This window comes from Mesorhizobium sp. M7A.F.Ca.CA.004.12.1.1, assembly GCF_003997835.1.
Taxonomy (GTDB): Bacteria; Pseudomonadota; Alphaproteobacteria; order Rhizobiales; family Rhizobiaceae; genus Mesorhizobium.
Window position 1 is genome coordinate 1 of sequence record NZ_RZRK01000765.1, and the last position, 2,902, is coordinate 2,902.

The following is a 2,902-nucleotide window of genomic DNA, read 5'->3' on the forward strand; positions in this document are numbered from 1 at the left end:
GATCAGCACCGCGGCATTGCGCAGCGCCTTGCCCTGGTTGAGGCGCGGATGGCCGGGGTTGAAGCGATGATCGCCATAATCGTCGCCGGCATGCGCATCCGGCTGCACGGCAAAACGCGCGCGAAAATCCGCGGATGAAAACGGCGCCGGCGTCACCTGGTCCATCACGCGCTCAGCCGCTTCAACTGGTCCGCCGGCATGATCGGGAACACGGCGCCCTTGGAGCGCACCGCGAACATCGTCTCGCCGCCGATCTCGACCTCCTCGCCATGCCCGACCAGCTCATACATAACCGGCCGCGCCACCAGCGCCTCCAGACGGCCCCGCACCAGCACATAGGGCTTCAATCCGCCGGTCTCGTTCTCGTCGACGAAGCGCAGCGGCCGTTCCGGCCCGGCCTCGACGACATCGCCGACATTGGTGCGGAAGGTGATGGTCTGCGCTTCGCCGCTACCCGAAACGTCCATTTCGACCGCGATGAACGGCGCATCGGCAACGCGGATGCCGACCTTTTCCACCGGTGTCACCAGATAGGTCCTGCCATCGGCGTCCTTGCGCAGCACCGAGGAGAAAAGCTGCACCAGCGGCATGCGCCCGATCGGCGTGCCCAGATAGAACCAGGTGCCGTCGGACTTGATCTCCATGTCCAGATCGCCGCAGAAGTCGGGATTCCAGCGTTCGACGGGTGCCGCCCCCTTGCCGGCACGGGCGGCGCGCGAGATGAGCGCCTCGAGGCCACGCGCCTCGGTGGCATCCGTCAGGCTTTCTTCACGATGTCCCAAGGGTCCCGTCATGGTCACGAAATAGTCACTGTTGTTGCGCTTGTCAGCCTAAGTCTGTGATTTAAGTTTCGACATAGGCGCCACGCGAGGCCGAATCGCGGCAACTTATGGTATGGTGCAGCCGTTGTTCCAGCCATGGTATTCCAACCACAAGGATCGATGCGGCATGAGCGTGATGGTCAAGGAAAGCCCGATCAGCGAAAAGGACATGATCGCCGAGGCCGAAAAGGCGCTTGCCGACATCTCCCGGATCCGCGACGGGGTCGGCCGGGTCATCTTCGGACAGGAAAGCGTCGTCGAGCGTACTCTGGTGGCTCTGCTGGCCGGTGGCCATGCGCTTTTGGTCGGCGTGCCGGGCCTCGCCAAGACCAAGCTGGTCGAAACACTTGGCATCGTGCTCGGCCTCGATTCGCGTCGCATCCAGTTCACGCCGGACCTGATGCCGTCCGATATCCTCGGCTCCGAAGTGATGGAGCAGGACGAAACCGGCAAACGCTCCTTCCGCTTCATCTCCGGGCCGATCTTCGCCCAGTTGCTGATGGCCGACGAGATCAACCGCGCGTCGCCGCGTACCCAGTCGGCGCTGCTGCAGGCCATGCAGGAATACCACGTCACCATTGCCGGCGCCCGCCATGACCTGCCGGCGCCCTTCCACGTGCTGGCAACCCAAAACCCGCTGGAGCAGGAAGGCACCTATCCGTTGCCCGAGGCCCAGCTTGACCGCTTCCTGATGCAGGTGGATATCCTCTATCCCGAGATCGAGGCAGAGCGCCGCATCCTTCTGGAAACCACCGGCATCGAGGACGCGAAAGCGCAAAACGTGCTGCAGCCGGTGCGGCTGAAGGAGATCCAGACGCTGATCCGCCGCATGCCGGTGCCTGAAAGCGTCGTCGAGGCGATCCTGACGCTGGTGCGCTCGGCGCGTCCCGGCCAAGGCAATGCCGAGACCGACAAGAACGTCGCCTGGGGTCCCGGCCCGCGCGCCAGCCAGGCGCTGATGCTGTGCACAAGGGCGCGCGCGCTTTACGACGGACGGCTGGCGCCCTCGGTTGACGACGTCCGTGCGCTGGCCGAGCCGGTGCTGCAGCATCGTATGGCGCTGACCTTCGCCGCCCGCGCCGAAGGCACCGGCGTGCGTGACGTGGTGGCGAAACTCGTGAAAGGAATTTGATGCCGCGCATCGGCGAGGTCCAGGCTCCGGCAGCGACGCGCGACGCGCTCGCCCGTGGCCGGTTGCGAGCCTCGCTTGTGCCAGACCTGCTGGTCGAGGCGCGCCGCATCGTCAACACCGTGATCGCCGGCTGGCATGGCCGCCGCAAGCGCGGCATCGGTGAAAATTTCTGGCAGTTCCGGCCCTATGTCGAGGGAGATTCCTCGCGCATCGACTGGCGCCGCTCGGCCCGCGACGACCACACCTATGTGCGCGACCGCGAATGGGAAGCCGCCCATACGGTCTGGCTGTGGGCCGACCCCTCGCCGTCGATGCTCTACAAATCGACCGGCGCCAGCGTTTCCAAGCAATCGCGCGCGCTGGTGCTGGCGCTGGCCATGGCCGAACTGTTGTCGCGCAGCGGCGAGCGCATCGCCTGGCCGGGCCTCACCGACCCGTTCACCGCCCGCAACGGCGCCGAACGCATCGCCGCCCAGTTGATGCATGCCGGCGATTTGCCGGCAAAACCCGACCTGTCCGACATCAGGCGCTTCTGCGACATCGTCATCGTCAGCGACTTCCTCGATCCGGTCGAAGAGACGATGGCCTGGCTCGACGTGCTGGCCCGCCACGGCGTGCGTGCCCACCTGATCGAGGTCGCCGACCCGGCCGAGGAGACCTTCCCCTATGCCGGCCGCACCGAATTCACCGATCCCGAGACCGGCGACAAGCTGACCGCCGGCCGCGCCGAAATGCTCGGCGATGAGTATCGCCTGCTCTACGCCGCCCGGCGCCACGAACTGGCGGCCTGGTGCAAACGTCTTGGCTGGAGCTTTACCGTCAACCACACCGATCGGCTCGCCTCCGACGCGCTGGTGCGGCTGCACATGGCGATGACCACTGATGGCTCCTCGGCCAGGCCGACCGCCGGCGGTCGTGCCGGCATGATCGCCGGCGGCGATCATGCCGG

Annotated in this window: 3 protein-coding genes and 1 pseudogene; 2 read left to right on the forward strand and 2 right to left on the reverse strand. The window is 66.1% G+C overall.

All coding sequences use genetic code 11. From position 1 onward, the window contains the following. Positions 1-165: pseudogene (locus EN984_RS39545) on the reverse strand (CoA pyrophosphatase); the annotation flags it as partial. Next, on the reverse strand, positions 165-794 hold the full coding sequence (locus EN984_RS29145; protein WP_127271874.1) for a DUF1285 domain-containing protein: 630 nt from the start codon (positions 792-794) through the stop codon (positions 165-167). The gene EN984_RS29145 and the pseudogene EN984_RS39545, both read right to left, overlap by 1 nt. Positions 795-948: 154 nt before the next feature. Between EN984_RS29145 and EN984_RS29150 the strand changes: the two genes are divergently transcribed. Both EN984_RS29150 and EN984_RS29155 read left to right on the forward strand, forming a co-directional pair. Continuing rightward, complete coding sequence (locus tag EN984_RS29150) at positions 949-1,953, forward strand: MoxR family ATPase (RefSeq protein ID WP_127271985.1); 1,005 nt, start codon at positions 949-951, stop codon at positions 1,951-1,953. Beyond that, positions 1,953-2,902, forward strand: a 950-nt coding sequence (locus EN984_RS29155; RefSeq protein ID WP_245480139.1) for a DUF58 domain-containing protein, incomplete at its 3' end; no start/stop codon positions are given. The genes EN984_RS29150 and EN984_RS29155, both read left to right, overlap by 1 nt.

Coding starts and splice junctions, on each gene's coding strand:
- EN984_RS29145 (WP_127271874.1), bottom strand. CDS start 794: ATGACGGGACCCTTGGGACATCGTGAAGAAAGCCTGACGGATGCCACC.
- EN984_RS29150 (WP_127271985.1), top strand. CDS start 949: ATGAGCGTGATGGTCAAGGAAAGCCCGATCAGCGAAAAGGACATGATC.